The organism is Anoxybacillus mongoliensis (assembly GCF_014201515.1).
GTDB classification, from domain to species: Bacteria; Bacillota; Bacilli; order Bacillales; family Anoxybacillaceae; genus Anoxybacillus; species Anoxybacillus mongoliensis.
On record NZ_JACHEQ010000006.1, the window covers coordinates 65,996 to 91,011 of the forward strand.

The 25,016-nt window shown below is 42.8% G+C and carries 28 protein-coding genes; 8 read left to right on the forward strand and 20 right to left on the reverse strand.

What is annotated here, in order from left to right; genetic code table 11:
* Positions 1 to 6 precede the first annotated feature (6 nt).
* The 6 genes from HNR43_RS07085 to HNR43_RS07110 form a co-directional block, all read right to left on the reverse strand.
* The gene (locus HNR43_RS07085) at positions 7 to 630 is read right to left on the reverse strand and encodes a TetR/AcrR family transcriptional regulator (RefSeq protein WP_183242518.1); all 624 of its coding nucleotides are present in this window, start codon (positions 628 to 630) and stop codon (positions 7 to 9) included.
* Positions 631 to 640: 10 nt separating this feature from the next.
* Entirely contained in the window at positions 641 to 1,780 is a 1,140-nt protein-coding gene (locus tag HNR43_RS07090; RefSeq protein WP_183242520.1) for an acyl-CoA dehydrogenase, read from the reverse strand.
* Complete coding sequence (locus HNR43_RS07095) at positions 1,777 to 2,928, reverse strand: acyl-CoA dehydrogenase (RefSeq protein ID WP_055440798.1); 1,152 nt, start codon at positions 2,926 to 2,928, stop codon at positions 1,777 to 1,779. Before HNR43_RS07095 ends, HNR43_RS07090 begins: the two co-directional genes overlap by 4 nt.
* A gap of 13 nt (positions 2,929 to 2,941) precedes the next feature.
* Positions 2,942 to 3,787: a 3-hydroxybutyryl-CoA dehydrogenase gene (locus tag HNR43_RS07100; protein WP_183242522.1), complete on the reverse strand. Its 846-nt coding sequence runs from the start codon at positions 3,785 to 3,787 to the stop codon at positions 2,942 to 2,944.
* Positions 3,788 to 3,801: 14 nt separating this feature from the next.
* Positions 3,802 to 4,983, reverse strand: coding sequence for an acetyl-CoA C-acetyltransferase (locus HNR43_RS07105; RefSeq protein WP_183242524.1), 1,182 nt, complete (start codon positions 4,981 to 4,983; stop codon positions 3,802 to 3,804).
* A gap of 166 nt (positions 4,984 to 5,149) precedes the next feature.
* A complete protein-coding gene (locus HNR43_RS07110) occupies positions 5,150 to 7,288 on the reverse strand; it encodes a (Fe-S)-binding protein (RefSeq protein WP_183242698.1) in 2,139 nt (712 codons plus the stop codon).
* 87 nt (positions 7,289 to 7,375) lie between these two features.
* On the opposite strand from HNR43_RS07110, the gene cls reads away from it, so the two are divergent.
* Entirely contained in the window at positions 7,376 to 8,554 is a 1,179-nt protein-coding gene (gene cls, locus HNR43_RS07115; protein WP_246346271.1) for a cardiolipin synthase, read from the forward strand.
* 42 nt (positions 8,555 to 8,596) lie between these two features.
* Here cls and argS read toward each other — a convergent pair whose 3' ends face one another.
* From argS to speE, 5 genes are all read right to left on the reverse strand, one after another.
* A complete protein-coding gene (argS, locus tag HNR43_RS07120) occupies positions 8,597 to 10,267 on the reverse strand; it encodes an arginine--tRNA ligase (protein WP_183242528.1) in 1,671 nt (556 codons plus the stop codon).
* Entirely contained in the window at positions 10,264 to 10,701 is a 438-nt protein-coding gene (locus tag HNR43_RS07125) for a YwiB family protein (protein ID WP_055440803.1), read from the reverse strand. Before HNR43_RS07125 ends, argS begins: the two co-directional genes overlap by 4 nt.
* Positions 10,702 to 10,791: 90 nt before the next feature.
* The gene (locus HNR43_RS07130; protein WP_183242530.1) at positions 10,792 to 11,160 is read right to left on the reverse strand and encodes a cytochrome-c oxidase; all 369 of its coding nucleotides are present in this window, start codon (positions 11,158 to 11,160) and stop codon (positions 10,792 to 10,794) included.
* 109 nt (positions 11,161 to 11,269) lie between these two features.
* Positions 11,270 to 12,142 (reverse strand): agmatinase, encoded by an 873-nt coding sequence (gene speB / locus HNR43_RS07135; protein ID WP_183242532.1) that lies wholly within the window; start codon positions 12,140 to 12,142, stop codon positions 11,270 to 11,272.
* 12 nt (positions 12,143 to 12,154) lie between these two features.
* The gene (speE, locus tag HNR43_RS07140; RefSeq protein WP_183242534.1) at positions 12,155 to 12,982 is read right to left on the reverse strand and encodes a polyamine aminopropyltransferase; all 828 of its coding nucleotides are present in this window, start codon (positions 12,980 to 12,982) and stop codon (positions 12,155 to 12,157) included.
* A 175-nt stretch (positions 12,983 to 13,157) separates the two neighbouring features.
* Between speE and HNR43_RS07145 the strand changes: the two genes are divergently transcribed.
* Entirely contained in the window at positions 13,158 to 15,209 is a 2,052-nt protein-coding gene (locus HNR43_RS07145) for a transglycosylase domain-containing protein (RefSeq protein WP_183242536.1), read from the forward strand.
* Between the two features lie 139 nt (positions 15,210 to 15,348).
* Here HNR43_RS07145 and HNR43_RS07150 read toward each other — a convergent pair whose 3' ends face one another.
* Both HNR43_RS07150 and HNR43_RS07155 read right to left on the reverse strand, forming a co-directional pair.
* On the reverse strand, positions 15,349 to 15,855 hold the full coding sequence (locus tag HNR43_RS07150; RefSeq protein WP_183242538.1) for a YwhD family protein: 507 nt from the start codon (positions 15,853 to 15,855) through the stop codon (positions 15,349 to 15,351).
* A gap of 17 nt (positions 15,856 to 15,872) precedes the next feature.
* The gene (locus tag HNR43_RS07155; RefSeq protein ID WP_055440807.1) at positions 15,873 to 16,541 is read right to left on the reverse strand and encodes a site-2 protease family protein; all 669 of its coding nucleotides are present in this window, start codon (positions 16,539 to 16,541) and stop codon (positions 15,873 to 15,875) included.
* 131 nt (positions 16,542 to 16,672) lie between these two features.
* On the opposite strand from HNR43_RS07155, the gene HNR43_RS07160 reads away from it, so the two are divergent.
* On the forward strand, positions 16,673 to 16,861 hold the full coding sequence (locus HNR43_RS07160) for a 2-hydroxymuconate tautomerase (protein ID WP_183242540.1): 189 nt from the start codon (positions 16,673 to 16,675) through the stop codon (positions 16,859 to 16,861).
* A gap of 10 nt (positions 16,862 to 16,871) precedes the next feature.
* Here the strand turns inward: HNR43_RS07160 and HNR43_RS07165 are convergent, their stop codons facing one another.
* The 3 genes from HNR43_RS07165 to HNR43_RS07175 form a co-directional block, all read right to left on the reverse strand.
* Positions 16,872 to 17,384 carry a YwgA family protein gene (locus HNR43_RS07165; RefSeq protein WP_183242542.1) on the reverse strand — a complete coding sequence of 171 codons (513 nt, stop codon included), beginning with the start codon at positions 17,382 to 17,384 and terminating at the stop codon, positions 16,872 to 16,874.
* A 12-nt stretch (positions 17,385 to 17,396) separates the two neighbouring features.
* A complete protein-coding gene (locus HNR43_RS07170) occupies positions 17,397 to 18,719 on the reverse strand; it encodes an HD domain-containing protein (protein WP_183242544.1) in 1,323 nt (440 codons plus the stop codon).
* A 124-nt stretch (positions 18,720 to 18,843) separates the two neighbouring features.
* Positions 18,844 to 19,068 (reverse strand): YuzB family protein, encoded by a 225-nt coding sequence (locus tag HNR43_RS07175; RefSeq protein ID WP_003397078.1) that lies wholly within the window; start codon positions 19,066 to 19,068, stop codon positions 18,844 to 18,846.
* 145 nt (positions 19,069 to 19,213) lie between these two features.
* Between HNR43_RS07175 and HNR43_RS07180 the strand changes: the two genes are divergently transcribed.
* Positions 19,214 to 19,885: an RsfA family transcriptional regulator gene (locus HNR43_RS07180; protein WP_183242546.1), complete on the forward strand. Its 672-nt coding sequence runs from the start codon at positions 19,214 to 19,216 to the stop codon at positions 19,883 to 19,885.
* Between the two features lie 27 nt (positions 19,886 to 19,912).
* Here HNR43_RS07180 and lipL read toward each other — a convergent pair whose 3' ends face one another.
* Positions 19,913 to 20,737: an octanoyl-[GcvH]:protein N-octanoyltransferase gene (gene lipL, locus HNR43_RS07185; protein WP_183242548.1), complete on the reverse strand. Its 825-nt coding sequence runs from the start codon at positions 20,735 to 20,737 to the stop codon at positions 19,913 to 19,915.
* Positions 20,737 to 21,720 carry a phosphate acetyltransferase gene (gene pta, locus HNR43_RS07190; protein ID WP_183242550.1) on the reverse strand — a complete coding sequence of 328 codons (984 nt, stop codon included), beginning with the start codon at positions 21,718 to 21,720 and terminating at the stop codon, positions 20,737 to 20,739. The genes lipL and pta overlap by 1 nt, the downstream gene beginning before the upstream one ends.
* Before the next feature lie 196 nt (positions 21,721 to 21,916).
* Between pta and HNR43_RS07195 the strand changes: the two genes are divergently transcribed.
* The 4 genes from HNR43_RS07195 to gerQ all read left to right on the forward strand — a co-directional run bounded on the left by HNR43_RS07195 (position 21,917) and on the right by gerQ (position 24,302).
* Positions 21,917 to 22,480, forward strand: a complete 564-nt coding sequence (locus tag HNR43_RS07195; RefSeq protein ID WP_183242552.1) for a YqaA family protein — start codon at positions 21,917 to 21,919, stop codon at positions 22,478 to 22,480.
* Between the two features lie 67 nt (positions 22,481 to 22,547).
* Positions 22,548 to 23,294 (forward strand): hydrogen peroxide-dependent heme synthase, encoded by a 747-nt coding sequence (gene hemQ / locus HNR43_RS07200; protein ID WP_183242554.1) that lies wholly within the window; start codon positions 22,548 to 22,550, stop codon positions 23,292 to 23,294.
* Between the two features lie 121 nt (positions 23,295 to 23,415).
* Positions 23,416 to 23,838 (forward strand): cell wall hydrolase, encoded by a 423-nt coding sequence (locus HNR43_RS07205; RefSeq protein ID WP_183242556.1) that lies wholly within the window; start codon positions 23,416 to 23,418, stop codon positions 23,836 to 23,838.
* Between the two features lie 20 nt (positions 23,839 to 23,858).
* Positions 23,859 to 24,302, forward strand: coding sequence for a spore coat protein GerQ (gene gerQ, locus HNR43_RS07210; RefSeq protein ID WP_183242558.1), 444 nt, complete (start codon positions 23,859 to 23,861; stop codon positions 24,300 to 24,302).
* A gap of 26 nt (positions 24,303 to 24,328) precedes the next feature.
* Here the strand turns inward: gerQ and HNR43_RS07215 are convergent, their stop codons facing one another.
* Positions 24,329 to 24,691: a DUF423 domain-containing protein gene (locus tag HNR43_RS07215; protein ID WP_183242560.1), complete on the reverse strand. Its 363-nt coding sequence runs from the start codon at positions 24,689 to 24,691 to the stop codon at positions 24,329 to 24,331.
* An 11-nt stretch (positions 24,692 to 24,702) separates the two neighbouring features.
* On the reverse strand, positions 24,703 to 24,939 hold the full coding sequence (locus HNR43_RS07220) for a YwdI family protein (RefSeq protein WP_183242562.1): 237 nt from the start codon (positions 24,937 to 24,939) through the stop codon (positions 24,703 to 24,705).
* Positions 24,940 to 25,016 lie beyond the last annotated feature (77 nt).

The window sequence follows — 25,016 nt, forward strand, 5'->3', positions numbered from 1 at the left end:
CTTTCGCTACCGCTTCATAAGCCCTTCAAGCAATAGCTTTGTTTGCAATTGAATATATTCATCGAGCGTATACATTTTTTTCAACGCCCAGCGTCGAAACCCCCACATTTGACCGAGAACGAAAATGTTATGTGCAAATAATTGAATTTCTTGTTCCGTTAAAGAAAATACCCCATTGTCTACACAGCGTCGCAAAATATGTTCGAACATCGCAACCATTTGCAATTCTTTATTAAGTACATAAGGAAGCGATTCTTTACCAAGTGATTTTGCCTCTTGATACATGACGAGCACTTCATCTTGCAGTTCATCAACGACACGGAAATAGTAAGCAATCGCTAATTTTAAGCTGTCTAAATCCCCTTGTGTCGTATCAATAGCTTGTTCCATGCGGTCGCGCACTTCATCGTAAATGCGATCGCACACTAAATAAAGGACGTCTTCTTTTTTGCGAATGTATTCGTATAGCGTCCCGATGCTAAAGCCAGAAGCGCGGGCAATTTCGCGCGTCGTCGTTTGATGGAACCCTTTTTGTTTAAATAGCGAAATCGCCCCTTTAATCATTTGGTTGCGCCTTTTTTTCACAAGCCGCTCATCTTTGACAGACGCTGGCACTTCACGCTTTTTCATCACACCCCTCCTATTTCGTTAACATTCTTGAAATGACGATGCGTTGAATTTCTTGCGTCCCTTCATAAATTTGCGTAATTTTTGCATCGCGCATAAATCGCTCCACTGGATAGTCTTTCGTGTAACCGTAGCCACCAAAAATTTGTACTGCTTCAACGGTCACTTTCATCGCCGTGTCCCCTGCAAACAATTTCGCCATCGCTGATTCTTTTCCATACGGTAAACCGTTTGATTCAAGCCATGCCGCTTGATATGTTAGTAAACGAGCAGCTTCAATTGCTGTTGCCATATCAGCTAGCTTAAAGGCAATGCCTTGTTGTTCTGCAATTGGCTTACCGAATTGAATACGTCCTTTCGCATATTCTACCGCTGCATCCAACGCCCCTTGAGCGATGCCGACCGCTTGCGCAGCGATGCCATTTCGACCGCCATCAAGCGTCATCATCGCAATTTTAAATCCTTCTCCTTCTTCACCAAGCAAATTTTCTTTCGGAATGCGACAATCTTCAAAAATAAGCTCGGTTGTTGGTGATGAACGAATGCCAAGCTTTTTCTCTTTTTTCCCGATCGAAAATCCAGGCGTTCCTTTTTCAACAATAAATGCGCTAATACCACGATGTTTTTTCTCTGGATCTGTCACCGCAAAAACAACATAAATGTCTGCTTCCCCACCGTTTGTAATCCATACTTTTGAGCCGTTTAATACGTAATGATCGCCATCCTTTACAGCACGCGTTTTCATTGCTGAAACGTCAGAACCTGCTCCTGGTTCAGACAAACCGTACGCCCCAAGCTTTTCTCCTGTCGCTAATGCTCGTAAATACGTTTGTTTTTGTTGTTCTGTTCCAAATTTATAAATCGGCCAACTTGCTAACGAAATGTGAGCGGAAAGCGTCACTCCTGTCGAGGCGCACACCTTTGAAAGCTCCTCCACAGCGATGACGTATGCTAAATAATCGCTACCGATACCACCGTATTCCTCTGGCCACGGGATGCCCGTCAAACCGAGCTCCGCCATTTTATTAAAAATGTCGCGATCAAAACGTTCTTCTTCATCACGTTCTGCTGCTGTCGGTGCCACTTCGTTTTTCGCAAAATCGCGCACCATTTTTCGTATCATTTCATGTTCTTCGCTAAGTTGAAAATTCATTTTCCCATCCCCCTCAACAAATGTTTACTAATGACAAGCCGTTGAATTTCACTCGTCCCTTCATAAATTTCGCATACTTTCGCATCGCGGAATAATCGTTCAACTGGATAGTCTTCTGTGTAGCCGTTGCCTCCGAAAATTTGTACCGCTTCAATGGCGTTTTCCATCGCTGTTTTTGATGCAAACAGCTTCGCCATCGACGCTTCTTTTCCACACGGCATGCCGTTTGAACGTAAAAAAGCAGCATGATAAACGAGCAGTTTGGCCGCTTCAACGTTCGTTGCCATATCGGCTAGTTTAAACGCAATGCCTTGTTGTTCGGCGATCGGCTTACCGAATTGAATGCGTTCTTTCGCATAATTCGTTGCATGTTCAAGCGCGGCTTCGGCAATACCAAGCGATTGAGCCGCAATCCCGATGCGACCGCTATCTAAGTTAGCCATCGCGATTTTAAATCCGTCCCCTTCTTGACCGAGTAAGTTTTCCGCAGGCACGCGCATATCTTCAAACGATAATTGAACCGTACGTGAGCCGTGCAACCCCATTTTTTTCTCGTCTTTTCCGATGATAAGACCTGGCGTATGTTTTTCAACGATAAATGCGCTTACTCCTTTACTTCCTTTTTCTTCTGGATTTGTACGAGCAAATACGATATACGTATCCGCTTCCCCACCGTTTGTAATAAATACTTTCGAGCCATTTAATACATAATGGTCACCATCGCGAATGGCTGTCGTTTTTAAGCTTGCTGCATCCGATCCTGATCCTGGTTCTGTTAAGCAAAACGCTCCTAAATATTCACCGCGCGCGAGCTTCGGCACATATTTTCGCTTTTGCTCCTCCGTTCCGAAATATAAAATCGGATTTGTGCCGACAGACGTATGGACAGATAAAATGACCCCTACGACAGCGCTCACTTTTGAAATTTCGTGTATCGCAATGATATATGACGTAAAATCCATCCCCGCACCGCCATATTGCTCAGGTACAGTAATCCCCATTAAGCCGAGCTCCGCCATTTTTTCAAGAATCGGGCGCGGAAACTCTCCGCGCTCCATCCGTTCAACGAACGGTGCAATTTCATTTTCAGCAAACTCGCGCACCATTTGACGCATCATTTGCTGTTCTTCTGTAAAATGTAAATTCATGCTGACAACCCCTTTATTCGTACGTGTAAAATCCTCGCCCTGTTTTTCGTCCGAGCCAACCCGCTTTCACATATTTACGTAAAAGCGGACACGGACGATATTTATCGTCACCAAGCCCATCATGAAGCACTTCCATAATGTATAGACACGTATCTAAGCCGATAAAGTCCGCTAAGGTGAGCGGTCCCATTGGATGATTCATGCCAAGTTTCATCACTTCGTCAATCGCTTCTTTCGTCGCCACACCTTCGTATAAACAATAAATCGCTTCGTTAATCATCGGCATTAATACACGATTGGAAACAAATCCTGGGAAATCGTTTACTTCAACCGGTACTTTTCCTAACGTTTTTGTCATTTGTTCGATCGCTTCATATACTTCGTCAGTCGTCGCGAGACCGCGAATAATTTCAACGAGTTTCATAATCGGTACTGGATTCATAAAATGCATGCCAATGACTTTCTCTGGTCGTTTCGTTGCTGCGGCAATTTCTGTAATCGGTAGTGAGGACGTATTTGTCGCTAAAATGGCATGCGGAGGAGTGATTTCATCTAGCTGTGCAAACAATGCTGTTTTCACATCCATATTTTCAACAACCGCTTCGATGACGACATCGACATCGCTTCCATCTTGCAAAGTTGTCGATGGACGAATGCGACCGATCACTTCATCGCGCTGTTGTGCGCTGAATGTTCCTTTTTCAACAAACTTATTGATGCTTTTCGCAATATTGTTCAGCCCCCATTGTACGCGCTCTTCATTGACATCGTTTAAAATGACGTCATATCCTGCTGTGGCACACACTTGAGCAATCCCTGACCCCATTTGACCAGCACCAACAACCATCACTTTTTTCATCGTTCCATCCCCCGTTAATGAACTTCAATCATTACTGCATCGCCTTGACCGCCGCCGCTACAAATCGCTGCAATGCCAAGGCCACCACCACGGCGTTTTAATTCGTGAATGAGCGTAATAATAATGCGCGCCCCGCTTGCACCGATCGGATGCCCAAGCGCAATAGCACCGCCGTTGACGTTTACTTTTTCTTCCGGCAAGTCGGCAATTTTCATGCTTGCTAAAGCGACAGCAGCGAACGCTTCGTTAATTTCAAATAAATCAATGTCGTTTACTGTTTTTCCTGTTTTACGCAACAATTCATTGATGACGATGCCTGGCGTTTTCGGAAAATCTTTCGCTTCAATGGCAATTGCCGTATGCGCGACAATCGTCGCAAGCGGGGTGAGCCCTTCTTGTTGCGCCCGTTCTTCGCTCATTAATACAAGCGCAGCTGCCCCATCATTTACCCCTGGCGCATTGCCTGCTGTGATCGTGCCTGTTGGATCAAACACAGGCGCAAGCTTCGCTAATTTTTCAAGCGACGTATCTTTGCGCGGTGATTCATCAACCGCTACCGTGATCGATTCACCTTTTCGTTGTGGAATCGTAACCGGAACGATTTCTTCCGCAAACTTACCGCTTTCGATCGCTGCAATGGCTAATTGATGACTTCGATACGCCCAACGATCTTGCTCTTCACGCGTAATACCTAACTCTTTTGCCGTCTCACTTCCGTAAATGCCCATATGCACGCCTGTAAAACTGCATGTTAATCCGTCATACACCATTAAATCTTTTACCGTCGAATCACCCATGCGCAGTCCCCAGCGTGCTTTCGGCAATATATACGGTGCATTGCTCATCGATTCCATTCCACCTGCAACGATGACATCCGCGTCCCCAGCACGAATAATTTGATCACCGAGCGTGACACTACGCATCCCTGAGGCGCACACTTTATTAATCGTTTCTGTTTTCGTCTCCCACGGAATGCCTGCTTCTCTGGCCGCTTGTCGCGATGGAAGTTGTCCTTGTCCACCTTGCAATACAGTACCAAAAACGACTTCATCGACATCTTCTGCATTCATATTTGCGCGCATGAGCGCCTCTTTGATTGCCATACCTCCAAGCTGCGCAGCGCTGAATGCACTTAAACTTCCACCAAATTTTCCAAATGGCGTACGTACCCCGCTAACAATGACCGTTTTCCCCATGTTTCTCCCCCTTTTCTTCATAAGAAAGCCCTTTCAAAAATGTTGAGCGAACGCTCGTTCAATGATGGACGGGCAAAGAAGGCGCACGAAACCGCACACCTTCCCGTTGCTTTCATTATACTTAAAATGTCTTAAAAATAAAACTATTTATTTTTTTTAGAATTTTTTAATGAACAGGTCCAAATACAGCCTTTTCTAACAACTCAGCAACATCATACGTGCCGACTTTTTCTTCCACTTCTTTTGCTTTTGTTCCATCTGATAACATCGTTAAACAGTACGGACAGCCCGAGCTAATAACTGTTGGATTCACTTCAAGCGCCTGTTCTGTGCGCGCTACGTTAATGCGCGTGCCTGTCGTTTCTTCCATCCACATTAATCCGCCACCTGCACCGCAACACATGCCTGTTTCGCGATGGCGTGCCATTTCCACGAGCTTCACACCCGGAATCGCTTTCAAAATTTGACGCGGTGCATCGTATACATCGTTATATCTGCCTAAATAACATGAATCGTGGAATGTAACGACTTCGTTGACTTCATATTTCGGGACGAGACGACCTTCTTCCACAAGCTTTGCTAGTAACTCTGTATGGTGATATACTTCCGCTTCAAAGCCGAAATCCGGATATTCATTTTTGAATGTGTTATACGCATGCGGATCGATCGTCACAATTTTTTTCACACCTGCTTTTTCAAACTCTGCAATGTTAGATGTTGCTAATTCTTGGAATAAAAATTCGTTTCCTAAACGGCGCGGCGTATCGCCAGAGTTTTTCTCCTTGTTGCCTAAAATCGCAAATTTCACGCCTGCTTCATTTAATAGGCGCGCAAAAGCTAACGCAATTTTTTGGCTTCGGTTATCGAATGAACCCATCGAGCCGACCCAGAATAAATATTCGAATTCTTCTCCAGCTTTTTGCATTTCTTTTACTGTCGGAATCCGGACATCTTCACGCAACTCGCGCCAATTTTCCTTTTCTTTGCGATTCAGTCCCCATGGATTTCCTTGACGTTCGATATTTGTCATCGCACGCTGTGCATCAGGGTTTAACTTTCCTTCTGTTAATACGAGGTAACGACGTAAGTCAATAATTTTATCGACATGTTCATTCATAACTGGGCATTGGTCTTCACAGTTGCGACACGTCGTACATGCCCAAATTTCTTCTTCCGTAATGACATCGCCAATCAAATTTGGCATTTCGATCGTTGCGGCTTGTTCTTGCATTCCTTGCGCCATGAAGGCGAGTTGGTTTCCTTTTGTATTCGCAAACGCAAACGTTGGTACCCAAGGAGCTTTCGATGTGATGGCTGCGCCTTTTTCAGTTAAATGGTCGCGCAATTTTAAAATAAGATCCATCGGTGATAACATTTTCCCTGTCCCCGTTGCTGGACACATGTTCGTGCAGCGCCCGCACTCGACACACGCATATAAATCGATGAGTTGCGTTTGCTTAAAATCTTCAATTTTCCCAACACCAAACGCCTCTTGCGTCTCATCTTCAAAGTTGATTTTCTCAAGCTTCGGTCTCGTTAACCGACTAAAAAAGACATTGACTGGTCCAGCGATTAAATGGGCATGTTTCGATTGTGGCACGTACACTAAAAACGTTAATAAAATCAGCAAGTGCACCCACCAAGCAACAAAAAACAATACTGCTGCTCCTGTTTCTCCTACCCAACTAAACGCAAGCGCAATCGCAGAAGCGACAGGTTCGCTCCATGACGTTCCTTCGTTATGCCAAATGCGCCCCATGCCATTTCCAAACAGCACGGAAAGCATAAGTCCACCGATAAAAATAAGAACAAGTCCTGCTTTGAAATCACGTTTTAAGCGGACAAGCTTTTCAATGTAACGACGATAAAACGCCCATAATACCGCCACTAAAATAAGTAATGTCACAATTTCTTGAAAAAACGTAAACGCTGGATAAAGTGGCCCGAGCGGCAAGTGCGCTCCCGGTACAAGTCCTTTAATGATGAAGTCAATAGCACCAAATTGAACGAGAATAAAGCCGTAAAAGAACATGACGTGAATAATGCCACTTTTTTTATCTTTTAATAGCTTTTTTTGCCCAAAAACGTTGATCCATATGTTTTGCAGACGTTCTTTTACTTTTCCATCAAACTCAACTTTTTTCCCTAGCTTAATATACGCAATGCGCGTTTTGACGAGATAGACAAATAGATGAACAGCGTACGCTGTCACAAGCAAAAAAGCGATCCAGTTCAACCAAAGCACAATACCCTTCCCCCTTTGTTGTAAAAATAAAATAAATTTTCTGAACAAACTTACTTTCATTATATAATGAATGAGCATTCAGTCAATATTTTTTCTCATTTTTTATTTTCTTTTTGGGGAAACTACACGAAAGAAAGGAGTGGAGGCATGCGTTGGCTCGTCATTGCGATCATTTTATTGTTTCTTCTTTTGCTTGATTATAAATGGGGCGATAAAGTGTCAAAAGCATCAGCACGAAAAAAGGTCGGCATTGAACGTGAAAGCGACATTACGCTATTTACGACAGGTGAAACGTTGTTTGATGACTATTTTGCACAGTTAGAACAAGCGAAACATCATATTCACATTTTATTTTACATCGTACGCGATGATGAAATGGGTCAACGATTTTTTTCTTTACTTGAGCAAAAAGTAAACGAAGGGGTAGAAGTACGTCTGCTCGTCGATTGGGTCGGCAGCTTCGGGTTACCGGCTTCCCTCCGACAAAAAAGTGGGCAATTTGCTTTTGCGAACCGTCCGACATTGCCGTTTTTTTTCTACAAATTGAACGAACGGAATCATCGGAAAATTACTGTTATTGACGGGAAAATTGGCTACTTAGGTGGGTTTAACGTCGGGAAAGAATATATCGGTCAAGATCCGAAGTTTGGCCATTGGCGTGACTATCATTTGAAGATTGTCGGAGAAGGTGTGCATGACTTGCAGCGACAGTTTCAAGAAGACTGGACAAAAGCGACTGGGCAATCGTTTGGGGATGATGAACGGTATTTTCCTCCCCTTCAAAAAGGAATGATGAAACATCGTTTTCTTCCAACGGACGGGAAGTATTTAGAAGATGAATTTATTCAGCTGATTAAACAAGCAAAACAGGAAATCATCATCGGGACCCCATATTTTATTCCAAGTAAAAAAATTATGAATTCCCTTCTTGAAGCGATGAAACGAGGCGTTCAACTGACGATTATGGTGCCGATGCAAGCCGATCATCCGTTTGTGAAAGAAGCTTCATTCCCTTATTTTCGTCAACTTCTTGGGGCAGGGGCACGTATTTATCAGTTTTATAACGGATTTTACCATGCAAAAGTGATCGTCATTGATGATGACATATGTGATATCGGCACCGCCAATTTCGATCGCCGCAGTTTGTTTATCAACTACGAAATAAATTGTTACATATATGACAAATCGTTCATTCAACATGTCAAACAAACGATCGCCAAAGACATCGACACATCAACGTTGTTGACAGCGGAATATTTTCGCAAGCAATCTTGGCTTCATCGGCTGAAAGAAGGGGTTGCGACATGGATGTCTCCGTTATTGTAGTAAAAGAGGGTGCCCCCGTCATTTAGGACACCCTCTTTCGTATTACATTTTTTCAGGAGCATGTACACCGACAAGCGCTAAAGCATTTTTTAATGTAATTTGTACAGCTTTCATAAGTGCTAAGCGAGCGCGACTTTTTTCCACGTTCGCTGCATCAAGCACTTTTTCCGCATTGTAAAAACTATGCAATGCAGAGGCAAGATCGAAAATGTAGTTCGTCATTCGATGTGGTGAACGCTTCACCGCTGCTTCCGCAACAGCTGAAGGAAACTCCCCAAGCTTTTTCAATAAGTCGATTTCTTTTTCCGCTAATTCGTACGTAAAAGATAGGTCACCATCATAAGATAACCCTTGTTCTTCGCCTTGACGAAGCATGCTGCATACGCGCGCATGGGCATATTGTGCATAATATACAGGGTTTTCGTTTGATTGCGATACAGCTAAATCCATATCGAAATCTAAATGCGTATCTGATGAGCGCATCGCAAAGAAATAGCGCGTAGCGTCCAGTCCGACTTCTTCCATTAAGTCACGCAACGTAACCGCCTTCCCTGTCCGTTTGCTCATACGTACTTTCTCACCGTTTTGATATAAACTAACGAGCTGAATAATTTCAACTTCTAACACATTTGGGTCGTATCCGAGTGCGGCGATTGCCGCCTTCATGCGCGGAATGTAACCGTGATGATCCGCGCCCCAAATGTTAATAATTTTTTCAAATCCACGCTCAAGTTTATCTTGATGGTATGCAATGTCCGGCAATAAATACGTGTACGTGCCATCTTGTTTAATAAGTACACGGTCTTTGTCATCACCGAATGTCGTCGAGCGGAACCATGTCGCGCCATCTTGCTCGTAAATATGCCCTTTTTCGCGCAACGTTTCAAGCGCCTTCTCAATTTTTCCGTTATGGTAAAGCGATGTTTCCGAATACCAAACATCAAATGTGACGCGGAAGTCGGCTAAATCTTTTTTAATTTTATCCATTTCAAACGCTAACCCATGTTCACGGAATTGTTGAAGTCGCTCTTGTTCATCGAGCGCGACAAACTTGTCGCCATGTTCTTCTGCTAATTTTTTCCCTAGCTCAATAATATCTTCACCGAAGTAGCCGTCTTCTGGCATGTCCTTATCGATACCAAGCGCTTGAAAATAACGCGCTTCGACCGACTTGGCTAAATTGGCGATTTGATTGCCAGCATCGTTAATGTAATATTCACGTGTGACGTCAAAACCTGCTTTTTTCAAAATGTTGCATAATGAATCGCCAACAGCTGCTCCACGCGCATGACCTAAATGTAAGCTACCTGTCGGGTTTGCGGAAACAAACTCGACTTGCACTTTTTGTCCATTGCCGACGTTTGTTTCACCGTACGCGTCCCCTGCTTGTAAAATGGTCGGAACGAGCTCAGTTAAATAACGATTGTCCATGTAAAAATTAATAAACCCTGGTCCAGCAATGTCTACTTTTTTCACGAACACAGCTTCACCGTTAAAATGATGCACGATGTCTTCCGCAATCATACGTGGTGCCTTTTTCGCAACGCGCGCGAGTTGCATCGCGACGTTTGTTGAATAATCGCCGTGCGCTTTGTCTTTCGGCGTCTCTAAAATGACGCTTGGAACGTCTGCTTCTGTCGCGACGCCTGAGCGAATGACCGCTTCTTTAATTTCTTCTTTTAGTTTTTGTTTCATTTGTTCAACAATGTTCATTTTTTTGCCTCCTTAAACGAAATCGTCACTGCATGACGACCGACATGTTTCCCAGATAAATGGAGTATGTAGGAAAAAAACAACTGCCCTTTTTTTGTTTTTTCATTATACTGATACAAAACTTGTTCTGTTTTTGTTTTCATTTCCCAGCGCGCCACCGGACTTTCGTACGTGCCGACCGTTTCTGACTGTTTACGGAACGTATGGCGCATCGAGACTGCACCGGAACGAAGAACGACGACTTCATCATTGGCAATCTTCACAATATTTTTGATCGTTTCTCCTTCGTACGTCTCTTCAAACGTCACATACGTTGCGTCTCCTTTTAAGTAGTATAAACCATTTGCCTCAATGACAACAATTTCTTTTCGTGCACCGTCACGAATTTCTGTCACTTGCTTGAGTTGTATTGGTGTTCCGTTCACCTTCCCCACATCCTTGCTGTTGTTGTGACTGTAGTTAAGTATAGAAAAAGAGGCGCATACATGCAATAGGCGGCCTCTTTTTAGAGACCGCCTAACATATTACACCTGCTTTAAGTTTTTTAATACATTCCATGCAAACACGAGTACGGCGAGCGTCACAAGAGTACCTCCGAGCGCTGTCAATGGAATGAACGCTTCATTTCCAGAGACGACAAACGCTAAGCCGATCATCATTGCTGGTAAACCGACGTTATGAAGCCAAAAATGTAATTTCGCTGTTTTCGTTTCCGCAACATGAGGGAATAAATGATATAAAATGCCAGCAAGCGTCAACGCTGTCCAACCAAGCAAGTTAATATGAACGTGAACAGGTGTAAATGTAAAAACGTGCGTCATCGACATATAAAGCCCTAAACAGACGCCAATTGCGAAATAAACAGCAGAAATTTTAATTAATCGAATGCCCATTTTTTCACCTCCTTTCCAATATTGACACTATGTAAATGTTACTTTCAATGTATGACGTTGGCAATAGTTTTATGAAAAAAATCCCTGTCTCACCGACAGGGATTGATCTTTATTTTACCCAACCGAGAAGCATTTCCCGTACAAGCTTGCTTGCTGTGTTGGCTGTTTGTTCAGAATGGTCATATACAGGTGCAACTTCAACTAAATCTGCTCCGACAACGCGCACATCGGAACGAGCGATGGCGTGAATCGCAGCTAATAGTTCTTTTGACGTAATACCGCCTGCATCGACGGTTCCTGTTCCTGGCGCATGCGCTGGGTCTAATACGTCAATGTCGATCGTGACATATACCGAGCGACCCGCAAGCGTCGGAAGCACTTCTTTTAACGGCTCAAGCACGTCAAATTTTGCGATATACATGCCGTTTTCTTTTGCCCACTCAAATTCTTCTTTCATTCCAGAACGAATGCCGAAAGAATATACATTTTTCGGTCCGATAAGCTCAGCAATTTTACGAATTGGCGTGGAATGAGATAACGGCTCGCCTTCGTAATGCTCGCGCAAATCTGTGTGAGCATCCATATGAATAATCGCTAAGTCTGGATATTTCTTATACACCGCTTTCATGACCGGCCAAGACACTAAATGTTCGCCACCAAGACCGAGCGGAAATTTTCCCGCTTCCAATATACGATCAACAAACTGTTCAATCATGTCTAAACTGCGCTGAGCGTTACCAAATGGTAAAGGAATATCACCTGCATCAAAATATTTCACTTCATCCAGCTCACGGTCTAAATATGGGCTATATTCTTCAAGCCCAATCGACACTTCGCGAATGCGCGCTGGACCGAAGCGAGAACCCGGACGGTAGCTCACCGTCCAGTCCATTGGCATTCCGTAAATAACCGCTTGGCTTTCTTCAAAATTTGGATGACTTTTAATAAATACGTTACCGGAATACGCCTCATCAAATCGCATCGTTTTCTCTCCTTACTTCACTAGGTCTTCAACAAATTTCGGCAATACGAAGCATGCTTTATGAAGCTGTTTTGTATAATATTTCGTTTCAATATCGTGGAAGCGATCATCGCTTACTTCAAGCGGATCATATTTTTTTGAACCGAGTGTAAACGTCCACATACCGCTCGGATATGTTGGGATGTTTGCGATATATAAACGTGTAATTGGGAAAATTTCACGTACATCACGTTGAACAGTGCGAATTAAATCTGCTTTAAACCACGGATTGTCTGTTTGTGCGACAAAAATGCCGTCTTCTTTTAACGCTTTCGCAATGCCCGCATAAAACCCTTTTGTGAATAAATTAACTGCTGGACCGACAGGCTCTGTTGAGTCAACCATAATGACATCATATTCGTTTTCGCTTTGCGCAATGTGCATGAAGCCGTCATCTACTTTTACTTCAACGCGTGGGTCGTCCAATTGACCCGCGATTTCCGGTAAATATTTTTTTGAATACTCGATCACTTTTCCGTCAATTTCAACGAGCGTCGCTTTTTTCACGCTCGGATGCTTTAACACTTCGCGAATGACACCGCCGTCTCCACCACCAACAACAAGGACGTTTTCTGGATGCGGATGCGTAAATAAAGGAACGTGCGCAACCATTTCATGATAGACGAACTCATCTTTTTGTGTCGTCATGACCATTCCGTCTAAAATAAGCATGTTCCCGAATTCTTCTGTTTCGACCATATCGAGCTTTTGAAATTCCGTTTGCTCTGTATGTAAAGTGCGTTTAATTCGTGCTGTAATTCCAAAGTTGTCCGTCTGTTTTTCAGTAAACCAAAGTTCCATATTGAACACCCTTTCGTCAATAATGCACCGCTTATCATGCCCAAAAAATAAAATGCTAAACATGAAAAAGTATAGAGCAATCTAGCAAAATTTCAAGTAAAAATTGCTAGAAAACGTTTAAAAAAATAAAAATGTTTTCATACTAATTTTAAACGTAAAAAATGAGGTGATGGCTATGGAGATGATTGCCATCGAACGATGGAAACGAACATTTAAATATATGCGGCTATTTCTTTGGCTTGCGTTTGTTGCTAGCCTGTTAGGCACGCTCACGATCGTCGGGCTTATTATATTCGCAAAGTGGCAAGGTCCTCCCCCTTTAGCCGTTCCACAATCGACGATTTTTTATGCGGAAGATGGGACGAAAATTGGCGAAAACCATTACGGTGGGAAAAGATATTGGGTTAAACTATCGGACATGTCTGAACACGCCGTTGATGCAACGATTGCGGTGGAAGATCGAAAATTTTTTGACCATTACGGTTTCGATTTGAAGCGCATCGCTGGGGCGATCGTTACCGATATAAAAGCGATGAAAAAAGTGCAAGGAGCAAGCACAATTACCCAACAATATGCACGCAATTTGTTTTTAAGCTATGAGAAGACGTGGTGGCGCAAAATACAAGAAGCACTATATACGATTCGACTGGAAGCAAACTACGATAAACATGATATTTTAGAAGGATATTTAAACACGATTTACTACGGACATGGCGTATACGGCATTGAGGCAGCTGCTAACTTTTATTTCGGAAAATCCGCTCGTGAGCTGACCGTGGCAGAAGCAGCGATGCTTGCAGGCATTCCGAAAGGCCCAAGCTACTATTCGCCACTCGTTGATCTAGAACGAGCAAAGAAACGGCAACGCATCGTTTTACATTCGATGGTTGAAGCAAAATTTTTATCGAAAGAAGAAGCAAAACAAGCGGCAAATGAACCGCTTCATTTTTCAAACGGCGAGCATATGAAAACAAAAACGATTGCCCCATATTTCCAAGACGCTGTCAAGCATATGTTAAAAACGGTGCTCAGACTTGATGAAGAAACGATTGAAATGGGCGGATTACGTGTGTACACGACGCTCGATGTCAACATGCAGGCAATCGCGGAGGAAAAAATAAAAGAAACGATTCATTCACAATCAAATATTCAAGTTGCACTCGTTGCGATGGAACCAAAAACAGGAGAAGTCAAAGCACTTGTCGGGGGACGCGACTATGAAAAAAGCCCGTTCAATCGCGTAACACAAGCAGAACGTCAACCTGGTTCTACATTTAAACCGTTTTTATATTATGTCGCACTACAACATGGGTTCACCCCATCGACGTTATTACGTAGTGAACCGACAACATTTACACTTGAAGACGGCTCGACATATACACCTCGAAACTTTAACAACTATTACGCAAACGATGCAATTACACTTGCTCAAGCGATTGCTCTTTCCGATAACGTTTATGCTGTAAAAACGCATTTGCTACTTGGACAAGACAAGCTTGTGGCAATCGCGAAACAACTCGGTATTACAAGCAAATTGAAAGAAGTGCCGTCGCTTGCTCTAGGTACGTCACCTGTGAAAGTCATTGATATGGCGCGCGCCTACAGTATCATCGCCAATGGCGGAAAAAAAGTCGAGCCTGTATTTATTAAAAAGGTGACAAACTATGAAGGAAAAGTGCTATATGAACAACGGTCAAGCGATGAACAAATACTCGATCCGGCGCTTGCTTTTGTGACGACGCATTTAATGACCGGCATGTTTGATCCAACGTTAAATGACTATGCTTCGGTGACGGGGCAATCGATTACATCACGTATGACTCGACCGTATGCTGGAAAATCAGGAACGACGAAAACAGACAGTTGGATGATTGGTTATACGCCGCAGCTCGTCAGCGCCGTCTGGACGGGATATGACCGGGATGAAACGATTGATCGCACGGATGAAAAGCAATACGCAAAACATATTTGGGTCAGTTTTATGGAAGATAGTTTACGCGGAAGAAAAGTCGCGACATTTGAGCCACCAGAAGGGGTTATCGGCGTATATGTCGATCCTCATAGCGGAAAGCTTGCGACAACGGCTTGCCCGATCAAACGCTTAAGCTACTATGTCGTCGGCACAGAGCCGACTGACTACTGCAAAGACCATCAAAAAGAAAAGAAAAAGAAGAAAAAACAAAAAGAAAAAGATTCATGGTTGAGACGGTTGTTTGATTGGTTTTAAAACATAAACGCCCAAGCGAGTATGCTTGGGCGTTTATGCGTCCTAGTTTTATCATGTGTTACATTTGTACCTTTAGTTTACTCCTTTTCCCACTCAACGACAAGTATGGATATGACCTCGTTCACAAAACCGTCACATTTTATCCATGATTTTGAAGCTGACGTTTCAATTCCTCGCTCGAACGCTCCCACATGTCGCGGTTATGTTGTTGTAAAAATGAAGCTAAAACTTCTTTTGAGCGCCCATCCATATGGTCGACGATAATATGGCGCTTTAATGATTTATCCATCCGATTGACGTGCTCAGGAAGCGATTTATATCCGCGGCGCGCTTCACGATCGACCGTCATCTCACATGCCGTCACCCCGGCATAATACGGTCCTTCTTCCATCTGATCAATCGTTACCCACACGAGCCAATATAGTTTGCCATTTGGCACTTCTTCGCGATTTGGCGTAAATTTAATGCCTTTTTCTACGACGCTACGCGCATGCATCGCCCCCATATCAATGAACGCTTCACCTGCTTCAACGTCAATAATGACTGGAGAAACGTTTGATAAACTGAGCACCCCTGTTCCAAACGTTCCGTGCACTTTCGGCTCTTTTTTAATAATGTTAAACATCGGCTTTTTTTTCTCTTCCACGATCATTCATCCTTTCTTTACAAAATAAGTGTTGAAAATATACTTTGTAGCCATTGAGCAACCGCTGGAATAGCGACATGAAAAATCGGTTGAATCGTATATTGATCTAATGGCGTAAAAATAAGAATTAAAAAAATGAGCGCCCCGTAGTTTTCAAATTGCGTCATTTTCGCACGCACGTGCATCGGTGCTAAATCTTCGACAATACGATAACCATCAAGCGGAGGAAACGGCAATAAGTTAAAAACGAACAATAAAATATTCAATCCGATATAAATTTCAAAAAACTGATACAATCCGTCTCGAAACCAGATTGGGATGAATTCAAATATACCGATGCGAATCATCGCATACCATAAAGCGAAGCCAATGGCCGCAAGCAACAAATTGCTGAGCGGACCTGCGACAGAAACGAGAACGCCCGCAAGACGCGGGTGACGAAAATATCCGCGATTGACCGGTACCGGACGCGCCCAACCGAACCCAGCAATAAAAATAAGCAACGTCCCTAATATGTCTAAGTGAGCAAGCGGTGACAACGTCAGTCTCCCTTGTTGTTTTGCCGTCGGATCCCCAAATTTATACGCCACGTATGCGTGGGCGAATTCATGGACAGAAAACGCAAGCGCAAGCGCCAATACAACATACGGTATTTCCCGAAGCGGATATGCTAAAAATTGATCCACGTTCCTTCTCCTTTTCAAACTTTTTTCATTTTTTGATTATTATACACGAAAAACAAGCGGAAGCACTACTGATAACGGTCGATGAGTGATATAATGAAGATTGTCGAATAAAGGAGAAAGGGGCGATCACGATGCCATATGTAACCGTAAAAATGCTTGAAGGTCGCACAGAAGAACAAAAACGAGCGCTCGTTGAGAAAGTAACAGACGCAGTGGCAGAAACGACAGGTGCACCGAAAGAAAAAATTGTCGTTTTTATTGAAGAAATGTCGAAAAATCATTATGCCATTGGCGGAAAGCGATTAAGCGACGAAAGCTGACCATTGGAGGTCAGCTTTTTATGTACGCTTGCTCACGTAGCTGTTCGATATAACGATACGCTTCTTCCACTTCTTCCTCCGTGTACCGTTGTTTGCTTTTTAATGTAAATACTTTTTCTTTCACTTCATCCTTACTTAAATCTTCAAAATATAAAATCGTCGAGACTAGTTCTAAAAATCTTGCACTTTGTTCATTCAAGCTGCGCAAACAAACGTCTAAATCAGGCATGTCCAAATGATAGTGAGTTAAAAACTGCTCACCCGCTTCCGTCAACGCATAACGATATTGATAATATCCGCCTTTTTTTTCTTTCATTTCTTGCAAAAATCCGACGTTACATAACTCTTCAATGCGCAATGTCAACTCTTCGGAATACGGACCGTAAAAATGAAAATCGAATTTTTCATAAAAAGGAAACTTCATTTTTTTCGCAATGTAAATCATTTTTTGTAACTTTTTTCGCCCTACAATCTCCCCGACTGCCGCCAACGCTTTCATTATTTTCGCATGCTCGAAAAGCAATGTCCCCATCTCCTATTCATATAAAAGTTGCTTAATTTTTTTCTTCACATTTCGTTTTGTCGATAAGTCATCGAGGAAATCTTGCGGAAAATATAGTTTATGATCGGTGCGCCGTTTCCCCGAAATCGCATCAACGATCGTCGATTCCCGCGATAATTCACGCAACTCCCCGTTCGGCATTAACAAATAAATCGGGAGCCTCTCCTCTTCTTCCCCAGGACGATAAAAGTCGTACGGAAGATCGGATGAAGAGTCAACGACTAAATAATAATCCGGATCAATGCCCGCCTTTTTAAACAACGTCGTCAATTCCACTAGCTTTTTCATTTCCTCGTTCGTCGGTTGAAATTCAACGTATTTAAATAAATTGCGATTCATAAAGCGACGGCATAAATCGCTCAAAATTGAATCTCGTTCATCTTGCCATTGTTGAAAATAGTATAATGTCACCGCTTCATCTAATTTTAAATAGTCTTCTAGTTGCACGTTTCCATGAAAAAGAGATTGGAAATGGACAGGAGGTGTTTGAAATGTATAACCGGCTAAATATAAATGTTTCGCGCGATGCAAAATTTTAGTCAAAATCACTTCAGCACTACGCGTGACAGGATGGAAATATACTTGCCAATACATTTGATATCGGCTCATAATATAATCTTCTACTGCATGCATACCGCTTCGCTTAATAACAACTTGTTCTTCGCGCGGACGCATGACACGCAAAATGCGCTCCATATCAAAATGTCCGTAACTGACACCTGTATAGTATGCATCGCGCAATAAATAGTCCATGCGATCGGCATCAATTTGGCTAGAAATAAGGCTAACGACGAGCTTATTTTCGTACGTCTTCGCAATGACTTCCGCAACCTTTTTCGGAAAGTTTAATGATACACGACGAAGCACCGCGTTCACTTCTGTATCACCTAAAATAATTGCGCGCGTAAATTGCTCATGATCAAGACGAAACACTTTTTCAAATGAATGCGAAAACGGCCCATGCCCTAAATCATGCAAAAGCGCAGCGCATAAACAAAGCAAGCGCTCATTTTCATCCCAATCCGGTCGACCTGCGAACACATCATCGACGATACGACGAACAATTTCATATACACCAAGTGAATGATTAAAGCGACTATGCTCCGCCCCATGAAACGTCAAATACGTCGTACCGAGCTGTTTAATGCGACGCAACCGTTGGAATTCTTTTGTACCAATTAAATCCCAAATGACTTTATCTCGCACATGCACATACCGATGCACCGGATCTTTAAACACTTTCTCTTCACTTAATTTTTCATTGAGGTACAATCCTTCTCCCTCTCTTCTGTTCATAACATAGCTTTATTATAGAGCGTTCTATGAAAAAAACAAAGACTTCCTTCAATGACATGTACCAAAATAAAACAAAAAAGGCATTCCTCTCGCATAGAATGCCCCTTGATCGGTGACAGCCACCTTATTTTTTCAACTTCGCAGCAATCTTTTCAATTAATTCATCTTCCGTCATCGCCGATACAGGGCGATTGTTGACAAACGCAAACACTTTTTTCCGACCTGGACCGCAATACGATTGACAGCCAATTTCAATAGTCGCGTTCGGATCTAATTTTTTTAACCTTGGCAACAACGTTTTTAAATTCGTTGCTTGGCAATCGTCACAGACGCGAAATTCATTTTGCATACCGTCCTCACTCCTTTTCGCTAACGAGTATTCTAACGTGTATATGCGAACAATGCAAGCTACATCTATTTCCTTTGAAAAATAGTATATCTTTCTTGTTTTTTGGTGATTATGAAAATAAAAGAATGCGAAAGGGGTTTTTTCCATGACAAAAAAACGACAAGATGCTTGGACTGAAGAAGAAGATTTGTTGTTAGCTGAAACGGTGCTGCGCCACGTGCGCGAAGGAAGCACACAATTAAATGCATTTGAAGAAGTAGGTGATAAGTTGAATCGTACGTCAGCCGCATGCGGATTTCGCTGGAATGCGGTCGTTCGCCAACAATACGAAGAATCGTTACAAATGGCGAAAAAGTTCCGTAAACAACGGCAACGTGCACTTGGAAATAAACACGCGTTGCGAAAACGGCCGCTTTATACACCTCCTGTACCTTCGCTTGAAGAATTAGGGATGGAACCGTTAGAAGTGCAAACAAATGAATATGAACATGTCGAGACAAGTCATTTAACACTTGACCATGTCATTGCTTTTTTACACTCTTTAAAGCAATCGTACATCGGTCAAGAAACAGCGCTAGTGGAAAATAAGCAACTAAAGCTTGAGCTCGAACAATTACAACAACAATATAAACAACTAGAACAACAATTTACAAAACTACAAAAAGAAAATGAAGAATTGCGCGAAGATTATGGAACGATGGCTCGGATCATCAATCGGGCAAGACAAATCGAAATTTCAGAAGATGAGTTTAAGGCACCTATTTTCAAAATGGATCGCAACGGAAATTTAGAAAAAATCGAAAAAATTGCTGAGTAAAAAAGCTGTCACACCCGGACAGCTTTTTTATTTCGGCAACATCGTTTCATTTCGGTCGATCATACGCTGAAAGTACATATAGTATCGCTCCCATTCTGCTTGGGTAAGCGATGATGGCGCAAGCGTACTTCCAAACGATTGGAGAGCTTCGTATAGGCGGATGATAAGCATTGAAACGGTCATTTGTTTGCCGAGCAATTCACTTAACGATGCCATCGTATGCGGAACGATTGTCGGATACGTAAATTTCGTTTGTTCTCCCGCAAGAGATCGTTCATAAAACTCACGAATCCATTGCGCTCTTTCGGCGCCGCTTCCGTTTGCACATATATACACTTGCACAGCGACGCCACCTCGAATGCGGCGCTGTGAAATGCCCGCAAACTTTTTTCCATCAATGCTTAAATCAAAACTTCCTGGACAATACGAACCGACGACTTCTCCTGCTTGCACGCGCGCTTCTGGCAACATGCGCGCAATGAGTGTCGCCATCGCTTCATATCCTCGATCAATGTCAATTCCTCTTTTTGTATCCTGAAAAATAAGTGAAACGTTTAAAACCCCTTCATCTAATACGACCGCCAATCCACCAGAGTTACGAACGATCGTATGCCAACCTTGTTCGCGTAAGTAGGCGAGTCCTTTGTCAATATGCGGCAATTTCGTATCTTGAATGCCGAGCACAATCGTATGATGATGTACCCATAAGCGAACAATCGGTTGTGACTGACCGTTACCTACGGATTCACAAAGCGCATCATCAAACGCAAATGACTGTTTCGCATCAAACGATGGACCGAGACTCGAATGATCGATAATTCGCCACGTTTGTTGTCGCAACAATTCACTCATTATTCCATCGCCGCAAGCGCCTGCGCTGCTGTGATAAGTGATAATTTGTATACATCTTCGGCGTTACATCCGCGCGACAAGTCGTTTACCGGTTGATTTAATCCTTGTAAAATTGGACCGACCGCTTCAAAGTTGCCGAGACGTTGGGCAATTTTATACCCGATATTTCCTGCTTCTAAGCTTGGGAAAATAAAAACATTCGCATCGCCTTGTATGACGGAGTCTGGCGCTTTCTTTTTCGCCACAGACGGCACAAATGCAGCGTCAAATTGAAACTCGCCATCGAGCGTTAACTCTGGCGCCATTTCTTTTGCGATGCGCACCGCTTCGATCACTTTTTCTGTTTCCGGTGATTTCGCTGATCCTTTCGTTGAGAAGCTAAGCATCGCTACGCGCGGCTCAATATCAAACATTTTCGCTGTTTGGGCACTTTCGATTGCGATTTCTGCTAAATCTTGGCTATCTGGAGCGATGTTAATGGCACAATCGGCAAATACATATTTTTCATCGCCACGTACCATAATGAACACGCCCGACGTTTTACGAATGCCTGGTTTTGTTTTAATGATTTGTAACGCAGGGCGAACCGTATCGGCTGTTGAGTGTGCGGCACCGCTCACAAGCCCGTGCGCTTTTCCCATATACACAAGCATCGTACCGAAGTAGTTTTCATCAAGCAAAATGTTGCGCGCATCTTCTTCCGTCACTTTTCCTTTACGACGTTCAATAAACGCTGCAACCATCTCATCCATTTCTTCATACGTATGTGGGTTGATGATCTCTACTTTCTCAAGCGTCAAACCGAGCTCTTTTGCTTTTTGGACGACAGCTTCTTGATCGCCAATCACAATCGGACGCAATACATTTTCTGCTGCTAGACGTCCGACAGCTGTTAAAATACGTTCATCAAGTCCTTCTGGAAATACGATCGTTACATTTCTTCCTGCGACCTTTTGTTTTAAGGCTGCAAATAAATCACTCACGAAATGTTCCTCCTTAGTTTAAAAAAATTCGTCTATCTATTAGAATACTCTTATTGAGACGAAAAGCAATGAATTACGCCATAAACGAAAATAGTCTTTTTTTTATAACAATTCTGTTTTTTGTACCGAGTGATATATCGCCTAAAAAGTGATATATTTGTTAGGAAGCATGCACAAAACAAAGGAGCGTTATAATATGTCACAATGGATTCATTATATTGAACAATGGTTGCTTGAATTTGGTGTTATTGGTCTCGTCATCGTTTCATTTACAGAATCCTCGTTTTTCCCGATTCCACCTGATGTATTATTAATTCCATTAAGCATCGCCCAGCCAGAGAAAGCATTATGGTTTTCCTTTTTAACGACGGTCGCCTCCGTGCTCGGTGCATTACTTGGGTGGTATATTGGAAAAAGGTTCGGCAGACCGATTTTACGTTACTTTATCTCGGATGAGAAAATGGACAAAGTGGAGCAATATTTTCAACAATATGGGGCGATGGCGATCGTCATCGCAGGATTCACACCGATTCCGTATAAAGTGTTTACGATTTTCTCTGGCATTTCTAACATCAACATTCGTACGTTGCTTTTTTGGTCGTTTATCGGTCGTGGAGCACGCTTTTTTATAGAAGGGCTCATTATTTTCATCCTAGGTGCGCAGGCGAAAACATTTATTGAACAGCATTTTACAACGATCACGATCGTCGGCGGAATCGTCATTGTCATTGCTTTTCTTATTTACAAACGTTTAAAATAGTGTGTTTGGCATAAACGAAACACATATGATACAATTTCGATAGTACATAACAAAAGGAGTGTTGGACATGAGTGAAGCGGCACAAACGTTAGACGGTTGGTATTGCCTGCATGATTTCCGCACGGTAGATTGGGCGGCTTGGAAAACGCTCACAAATGAAGAGCGCCAAGAAGCGATACAAGAGTTTTTCACGTTAGTTGAAAAATGGGAAAGCACAGAGGCTGCGAAAGAAGGTAGTCATGCGATTTACACGATTATGGGACAAAAAGCAGACATCATGTTTATGCTTTTACGTCCAACGATGGAAGAGCTTCATGAAATTGAAACAGCGATCAATAAAACAAAGCTCGCTGAATATCTCGTACCAGCCTATTCGTACGTCTCTGTCGTTGAACTAAGCAATTACTTGCCGGCTGAGGCTGGCGATCCATATGAAAATCCAGAAGTGCGTCGCCGTTTATATCCGATCTTACCGAAAACAAATCACGTTTGCTTTTATCCGATGGACAAACGACGCCAAGGAAACGACAACTGGTACATGCTTCCGATGGAAGAACGCCGCAACTTGATGCGCGCACACGGCATGACAGGAAGAAAGTATGCTGGAAAAGTCGTTCAAATCATTACAGGTTCGGTCGGATTGGACGATTACGAATGGGGCGTCACGCTATTTTCAAACGATGTCCTTCAATTCAAGAAACTCGTATATGAAATGCGTTTTGATGAAGTGAGCGCACGATTTGGTGAATTCGGCTCTTTCTTTGTCGGCAACATTTTACCGAAAGAAAAAATGGAACATTTTTTACATGTGTAGACCTCCGATTTGGAGGTCTTTTTTTATGATGTGTTTCATACATATAACAATGACGACTTTCCTCACATTTTTTATTTTTCATCATAGGCTAATAGCGATTTCTATAAAGTGAGGTGAAGGGATGGCTGTTGTTGCGTATACAGAGGAGGATGTTAAATTGCTTGCCCGTCTTATGCGGGCAGAAGCCGAAGAAGATGGTCAGCTCGGTATGTTGATGGTTGGGAATGTTGGGGTGAACCGCGTACGCGCAAACTGCTTAGATTTTGAAGGACTTCGTTCGATTCGCCAAATGGTATTTCAAAGTCCTGGCGGGTTTGAAGCAGTACAAAAAGGATATTTTTATCAACGGGCACGTGAAGAAGATATGCGCCTTGCCCGGCGTGTCATCCGTGGCGAGCGATTTCACCCTGCAACGAATTCGCTTTGGTTTTTCCGCCCAGACGGTGCTTGCCCAGCCCAATGGTTTAATCAATGGAATGCCGGGCGTTTTAAGTCACATTGTTTTTACGCACCGACTCGCTCGGATTGCCCACGCGTATATTAATTTTTTGAGGGGGAAGTACAATGAGTGATGAACGTCAACAAACACCATATTATCCGTATCCGTACTACTATCCATACCAAATGCCAACATATCCGTTTGGCATGCCTGCACCAACGTTTACACCGCAAACAGGGGCGATGCAAACACCGACAACCGCAAGTCAGCCGCTACCCGGCATGCTTCCAATTGAAGAATCATATATTGAAAACATTTTGCGCCTAAACAAAGGAAAAATTGCTACGGTTTATATGACATTTGAAAACAACCGCGAATGGAATGCGAAAATTTTCCGCGGTGTCATTGAAGCGGCTGGTCGTGATCATCTCATTTTAAGCGACCCTCAAACAGGAATGCGCTATTTATTGCCGATGATTTATCTCGACTATGTGACGTTTGATGAAGAAATTAATTATGAATATCCATTTGCATCTGGTGTCGGATTAAGCACATATGCTCCACGTTAAAAACGAGGCGTCAAGCTCGCCTCGTTTTACATTTGTTTCATTGCCACATACGCTAAAAGTAGCCAAGCAATAATAAACGACACGCCCCCTAAAGGCGTAATCGCTCCAAGTAATTTAATTTGTGTTAAGCTTAGTGCATATAAACTACCTGAAAATAAAACGATTCCCACGAGCATTAACCAGCCAACCAGCGTCACGTTCGGCCATTTTGTCGCAAGTAAGGCAACAATAAATAAACCGATCGTATGGAACATTTGATATTGAACGGCTTTTTGCCACGTATCCATATATCTCTCTGGAATTTTTCCTTCTAACACATGTGCTCCAAAAGCACCGAAAGCAACACATAACGCCGCACTAATTGATGCAATAATTGTAAATATTTTCATTTTTATTCCCCCTAAAAATCAAGTAATGATGGCCCGTTCGCATCAGCACCAATATCTAATCGTTCCGTTGTCGCGGGCTGTGGCGTCGTAATCATCGGTAAGTTAGGTGATGGTTGTTGTAAAATGATGTCGCACAACGCACGGACGGCATATATATGTTCACGCACCGCTTGTGGTGACGACGCATGTTTGGCTTTTGCAATTTCTTCTTCGATCTTTGTTAATACATTTGTCACTGATATATCCAAAACGTTTTCACTCCCCACTTCTTTTTCCACTAAAACAATGTTATCTTATACATAGCAACTTTTCAAATTGAAAACGC

Bases quoted from the DNA above. Each gene is read 5' to 3' on its own strand.
- HNR43_RS07215 (WP_183242560.1), bottom strand. From the start codon at position 24,691: ATGAAAATATTTACAATTATTGCATCAATTAGTGCGGCGTTATGTGTT.
- HNR43_RS07130 (WP_183242530.1), bottom strand. From the start codon at position 11,160: ATGGGCATTCGATTAATTAAAATTTCTGCTGTTTATTTCGCAATTGGC.
- lipL (WP_183242548.1), bottom strand. From the start codon at position 20,737: ATGAGTGAATTGTTGCGACAACAAACGTGGCGAATTATCGATCATTCG.
- HNR43_RS07095 (WP_055440798.1), bottom strand. From the start codon at position 2,928: ATGAATTTACATTTTACAGAAGAACAGCAAATGATGCGTCAAATGGTG.
- argS (WP_183242528.1), bottom strand. From the start codon at position 10,267: ATGAACATTGTTGAACAAATGAAACAAAAACTAAAAGAAGAAATTAAA.
- HNR43_RS07100 (WP_183242522.1), bottom strand. From the start codon at position 3,787: ATGAAAAAAGTGATGGTTGTTGGTGCTGGTCAAATGGGGTCAGGGATT.
- speE (WP_183242534.1), bottom strand. From the start codon at position 12,982: ATGGAACTTTGGTTTACTGAAAAACAGACGGACAACTTTGGAATTACA.
- HNR43_RS07170 (WP_183242544.1), bottom strand. From the start codon at position 18,719: ATGAACAGAAGAGAGGGAGAAGGATTGTACCTCAATGAAAAATTAAGT.
- HNR43_RS07105 (WP_183242524.1), bottom strand. From the start codon at position 4,983: ATGGGGAAAACGGTCATTGTTAGCGGGGTACGTACGCCATTTGGAAAA.
- HNR43_RS07160 (WP_183242540.1), top strand. From the start codon at position 16,673: ATGCCATATGTAACCGTAAAAATGCTTGAAGGTCGCACAGAAGAACAA.
- HNR43_RS07180 (WP_183242546.1), top strand. From the start codon at position 19,214: ATGACAAAAAAACGACAAGATGCTTGGACTGAAGAAGAAGATTTGTTG.
- HNR43_RS07145 (WP_183242536.1), top strand. From the start codon at position 13,158: ATGGAGATGATTGCCATCGAACGATGGAAACGAACATTTAAATATATG.
- gerQ (WP_183242558.1), top strand. From the start codon at position 23,859: ATGAGTGATGAACGTCAACAAACACCATATTATCCGTATCCGTACTAC.
- HNR43_RS07110 (WP_183242698.1), bottom strand. From the start codon at position 7,288: ATGAAAGTAAGTTTGTTCAGAAAATTTATTTTATTTTTACAACAAAGG.
- HNR43_RS07195 (WP_183242552.1), top strand. From the start codon at position 21,917: ATGTCACAATGGATTCATTATATTGAACAATGGTTGCTTGAATTTGGT.
- cls (WP_246346271.1), top strand. From the start codon at position 7,376: ATGCGTTGGCTCGTCATTGCGATCATTTTATTGTTTCTTCTTTTGCTT.
- HNR43_RS07090 (WP_183242520.1), bottom strand. From the start codon at position 1,780: ATGAATTTTCAACTTAGCGAAGAACATGAAATGATACGAAAAATGGTG.
- HNR43_RS07205 (WP_183242556.1), top strand. From the start codon at position 23,416: ATGGCTGTTGTTGCGTATACAGAGGAGGATGTTAAATTGCTTGCCCGT.
- hemQ (WP_183242554.1), top strand. From the start codon at position 22,548: ATGAGTGAAGCGGCACAAACGTTAGACGGTTGGTATTGCCTGCATGAT.
- HNR43_RS07175 (WP_003397078.1), bottom strand. From the start codon at position 19,068: ATGCAAAATGAATTTCGCGTCTGTGACGATTGCCAAGCAACGAATTTA.
- HNR43_RS07085 (WP_183242518.1), bottom strand. From the start codon at position 630: ATGAAAAAGCGTGAAGTGCCAGCGTCTGTCAAAGATGAGCGGCTTGTG.
- speB (WP_183242532.1), bottom strand. From the start codon at position 12,142: ATGCGATTTGATGAGGCGTATTCCGGTAACGTATTTATTAAAAGTCAT.